General features: G+C 62.2%; 5 protein-coding genes. 3 read left to right on the top strand and 2 right to left on the bottom strand.

From position 1 onward, the window contains the following. The first annotated feature begins 9 nt into the window (after window positions 1-9). Window positions 10-462 (top strand): DUF2721 domain-containing protein, encoded by a 453-nt coding sequence (locus AB4Z11_RS24545; RefSeq protein ID WP_442028337.1) that lies wholly within the window; start codon window positions 10-12, stop codon window positions 460-462. Between the two features lies 1 nt (window position 463). Beyond that, window positions 464-916: a hypothetical protein gene (locus AB4Z11_RS24540; protein WP_442028336.1), complete on the top strand. Its 453-nt coding sequence runs from the start codon at window positions 464-466 to the stop codon at window positions 914-916. Here the strand turns inward: AB4Z11_RS24540 and AB4Z11_RS24535 are convergent. Beyond that, window positions 913-1536, bottom strand: a complete 624-nt coding sequence (locus AB4Z11_RS24535; protein ID WP_442028334.1) for an SRPBCC family protein — start codon at window positions 1534-1536, stop codon at window positions 913-915. The genes AB4Z11_RS24540 and AB4Z11_RS24535 overlap by 4 nt on opposite strands. Window positions 1537-1623: 87 nt before the next feature. Here AB4Z11_RS24535 and AB4Z11_RS24530 point away from each other — a divergent pair, with 87 nt between their 5' ends. After that, the gene (locus AB4Z11_RS24530; RefSeq protein ID WP_442028332.1) at window positions 1624-3663 is read left to right on the top strand and encodes an oxidoreductase; all 2040 of its coding nucleotides are present in this window, start codon (window positions 1624-1626) and stop codon (window positions 3661-3663) included. 68 nt (window positions 3664-3731) lie between these two features. Here the strand turns inward: AB4Z11_RS24530 and AB4Z11_RS24525 are convergent. Then, window positions 3732-4340, bottom strand: a 609-nt coding sequence (locus tag AB4Z11_RS24525) for an NAD-binding protein (protein ID WP_442028331.1), incomplete at its 5' end; no start/stop codon positions are given.

The raw sequence follows: 4340 nt of genomic DNA, 5'->3' as shown, positions 1-4340 counted from the left end.
ATGCACTTCATGAACATCCAGCTTGGCGACATTGGCCATATCATTCAGCTTGCGATTGCCCCTGTCTTCCTGCTGTCTGCCGTATGTACCAAGCTGCTGGTGCTGCTCAACCGGCTGGCACGCATCATTGACCGTTCACGAGTGTTGGAAGAGCGCCTCGATGTGGCGTATAACGATAATTACCTGAACGAGCTGGACATCCTGTATCGCCGTTCTCATCTGATCAATATTGCGATTTCGCTCTCGACCGCTTGCGGCCTGTTTGTCTGCCTGATCGTTGCCCTGCTGTTCATTGGCGATACCACCAGCGCCACCCTGGACAAATACATTGCGGGCATGTTCGTCGGTGCAGTTTTCTGCCTGATCGGCAGTTTCGGCTTCCTGCTGCGCGAGATCTTCATCGCTTCGGGCTTCATGCGCTCTCACCGCCATGTTCGCCACGTACAACGACACCCGGACTAAGATGCACGACTATCAACGCCCCCCAACCCTGCACCGCTACGGTCCCCGCGCCGAACTGGAACAAGCCCTGAAAGAAGGCCAGTTCGTGCTGCGTCCCGTCGGCAGCTTCCTGACCCTGAGCTTCTCCAAAGTCTGGAAGAGCGATTTGTTCGACCTGTTCGGTGCGGACTCCTGCCTGGTGATCCACAACACCGAGGAATTCGGTGAGCGCGTGCACCGCGCCGTGCAGCGCACCCTGCCTAACTGGGCCGGCATCGACGGCGCCATTGAATACGGCACGCGCGCCGCGCTGGGTTCGGCCTTCACCAAGAGCCGCGACGAAGCAATGGAAAAGGAATGGCAGTTCGCCTGGCGCGCCATGCAGCACCAGTCCAGCATGAATCCTGTCATGATCCGCATCGGCAGCCTGGAAGCCTTTGCCGAAGTGCGCGACCGCGACCAGCAGATGGTTTAAGGAGTTTGCAGGGTGGGGACGCGCAGTCCCGCCGATTGCTTGAGAAGGGTGTTCTGCTTGTCCACGTGGGCCAGCACGGCGCCCATCATGCGCTCGATATCGCCGCGGATGATATTGGTGCCGAGGATCCCCGGCACGTAGAAGTTTGGCACCAGCCTTCCCGTGTACAGCACCCGCGTGCCGCCCGTTTCAGGCACCGGCACCAGTTCCCAGCGTGCTTCGTAGTGTTTCATATCGCCCGAGATCAGGGCGATATCGATGGACTGCATCGGCTGCTCGGTGGCGCGCACGATCAGGTGGATGGAGCGGGACATGAACAGAAAGCGCGCCGTTCCGAACTGCTCGATGATGACTTCATTGCCATTCCGCGAGAGCACGTGGCAGGACGCCATATCCGGCACGAATTCTTCCATGCGGTCGTAGGAAGTCAGCACCTTCCACACGGTCGGCAGCGGCGCCTGCACGGTGCCGCTGGCGTTGACTTCGTACATATGAAGCGCGTCCACGCTCACGCGATTGACTGAAACCTCCAGCTTGGGGACGTCGATGCGCGAGGCTTGCGCCATTCCTGGAGCAGGCGCGATAAAACCAATCATCAAAAACAGTAACAGTCGCTTCATGCTTCCAGCGTAAAAGAACTGGTGGCAGAATACAAGCGCGATACGCCCCCAGTGTTAGCCAGCGTACAGAACGATAATGACAAGAATATGAATACCACGACAAGCTTCCCGCACCTGCTGGCCCCTCTCGATTTAGGCTTCACCACTCTGCGCAACCGCGTGATCATGGGCTCCATGCACACCGGTTTAGAGGATCGCTTCTACAACTACGATAAGTTGGCCGCTTTCTACAAAGAGCGCGCCCGCGGCGGTGTCGGCCTGATCGTCACTGGCGGTATCTCGCCCAATCGCCAGGGCTGGCTTCTGCCCTTTGGCGGGACCATGAACTTCGCGGGCGACGTGTTCAATCACCGCAAGCTCACCAAGGCGGTGCACGAAGAGGGCGGCAAGATCCTGATGCAGATCCTGCACGCGGGCCGCTATGGCTATCAGCCGTTCTGCGTGTCGGCCTCGGAAGTGAAGTCGCCGATTTCGCCCTTCAAACCCAAGGCTCTGAGCGAAGCGGGCATCGAGTCGACCATCCTCGCCTATGCGCGCGCGGCCAAACTGGCGCAGAAGGCTGGCTATAATGGTATCGAGATCATGGGCAGCGAAGGTTATCTGCTGAACCAGTTTCTGTGCGCGCGCACCAATCTGCGTACCGACCGCTGGGGCGGAAGTATCGAAAACCGCATGCGCCTTTCCGTGGAAAYCGTGCGCCGCGTGCGCGAAGCGGTGGGATTGAACTTTATTGTCATGTACCGGCATTCACTGTTGGATCTGGTGGATGGCGGGAATACCTGGGATGAGGTGGTCACCGTCGCCAAGGCCCTGCAGCAGGCAGGCGCCACGATCCTGAACACGGGCATCGGCTGGCACGAGGCGCGTGTGCCGACCATCGTGACGTCGGTGCCGCGTGCAGCTTTTGCTGAAGTGGCGGGCCGCCTGCGCCGCGAAGTGACGATTCCGGTGGTGGCGTCGAACCGCATCAATATGCCGGCGGAGGCGGAGGATATCCTGCGCCGCGGCGATGCGGATATGGTGTCGATGGCGCGGCCGTTTCTGGCCGATGCGGAGTTTGTGCGCAAGTCGGCCGAGGGCCGCGTGGACGAAATCAATACCTGCATCGGCTGCAACCAGGCCTGTCTGGATCACACCTTCAAGAACCAGCGCGCGACCTGCCTGGTGAATCCGCGCGCTTGCCACGAGACGGAGCTGGTGTACCGCCGCGCTGCGCAGCCGCGCAAGGTGGCGGTGGTCGGCGCCGGGCCGGCGGGCCTGTCCGCTGCTGCGGTGGCGGCGGAGTGCGGACACGACGTCACGCTGTACGAAGGCAGCGACCGCATCGGCGGCCAGTTCAATATCGCGATGCAGATTCCGGGCAAGGAGGAGTTTGCCGAAACCATCCGCTACTTTGGCCGCAAGCTTGAATTGACGGGCGTGAAGGTGAAATTGAATCACCGCGTCACGCGCGATGAGCTGCTGGCGGCGGGGTATGACGATGTGGTGGTGGCTACCGGTATTCGCGTGCGCAAGCCGAAGATTGATGGCATCGAACATCCGAAGGTGCTGTCCTATCTCGATGTGCTGCGCGACAGGAAGCCTGTAGGCAAGCGGGTTGCGATCATTGGGGCGGGCGGTATCGGTTTCGACATGGGCGAGTTCCTGCTGCATGATCCGGCGCATGCGCTGCCGCTGGCCGTTGAGCATTGGACCAAGGAGTGGGGCGTCGATCTGCACGCCAATACGGGCGGTGGACTGGTGCCGCCGCAGGCGGGCGAACCGGTGCGGCAGCTTTATCTGCTGCAGCGCAAGACCTCCAAGCTGGGCGCGGGCCTGGGCAAGACGTCAGGCTGGGTGCATCGCGCTGTGCTGGCGCGGAATGGGGTGGTGATGATTCCGGGCGTGCAGTACAAGCGCATTGACGATCACGGCTTGCATATCACCGTCGGCGAAGAGGAGCGCTTGCTGGCGGTGGATAACGTTGTCATCTGCGCAGGGCAGGAGAGCTTGACGGAGTTGATGCCTGAAGAAGGCGCAGCGGCTGGCGCTACGCGCTTCCACAAGATCGGCGGCGCCGCATTGGCGGCCGAGCTGGATGCCAAACGCGCAATCCGCGAAGGCGCGGAGCTGGCCGCGCGGCTGTAAGACGGCGGATCAATGATCCGCCCTACGCGGCGGAAGAATCGACGGATCGATGCGGGGCGTAGGGCGGGTCATTGACCCGCCGCTCTCCGCGTGCGGTACTCCGCAAGAATATCCTCGGCCATGCCATTGGCCAGCTCTTCCTCGCCGATAAACACCTTGCCCGCATGCTCGCGGCGCAGCAGTTCCGCCTCCTCATCGCTGTGCGTGCGCACGACGATGCGGATGTCCGGATTGAGCGCCCGCGCCACTTCGACCATGCTGCGCACGTGGAAGGTATCCGGCGTCGCGATCACGAGCATGCGCGCGCGGGCGATGTGGGCCTGGATCAGCACCGCCGCTTCGCCCGCATTGCCTGCCACGGCGGCCACGCCTTCCTGGCGCAGCTTGTCGACGATCTCGCGGTTCTGCTCCGCCACCACATAGTCGATGCCCTGCGCGGCCAGCGATGCCGCGATGCGGCGACCCACACGGCCGTAGCCCACCAGCACCACCTGGCCGGACAGCTTTGAATGCTCGGTCGACATCGGCAGCTCGGCCAGCGGGTCGGTGCCGCGGTCGAATTTCGAGGCCAGGCCGCGGTCGCGTCCCAGCCAGCGCTCCAGCGGGCCGGTGGCGGCAAACACCAGCGGATTCAAGGCAATGGAAATGATGGCGCCCGCCAGCAGCAGGCTTTGCCC

The sequence above is a fragment of the Pseudoduganella sp. RAF53_2 genome (genome assembly GCF_052113985.1).
GTDB lineage: Bacteria > Pseudomonadota > Gammaproteobacteria > Burkholderiales > Burkholderiaceae_D > Rugamonas.
This window is presented reverse-complemented; position numbering and strand designations above follow the sequence as displayed.

Excerpts from the sequence above, each read along its gene's own strand:
- AB4Z11_RS24545 (WP_442028337.1), top strand. The coding sequence starts at position 10 with ATGAACATCCAGCTTGGCGACATTGGCCATATCATTCAGCTTGCGATT.
- AB4Z11_RS24540 (WP_442028336.1), top strand. The coding sequence starts at position 464 with ATGCACGACTATCAACGCCCCCCAACCCTGCACCGCTACGGTCCCCGC.
- AB4Z11_RS24535 (WP_442028334.1), bottom strand. The coding sequence starts at position 1,536 with ATGAAGCGACTGTTACTGTTTTTGATGATTGGTTTTATCGCGCCTGCT.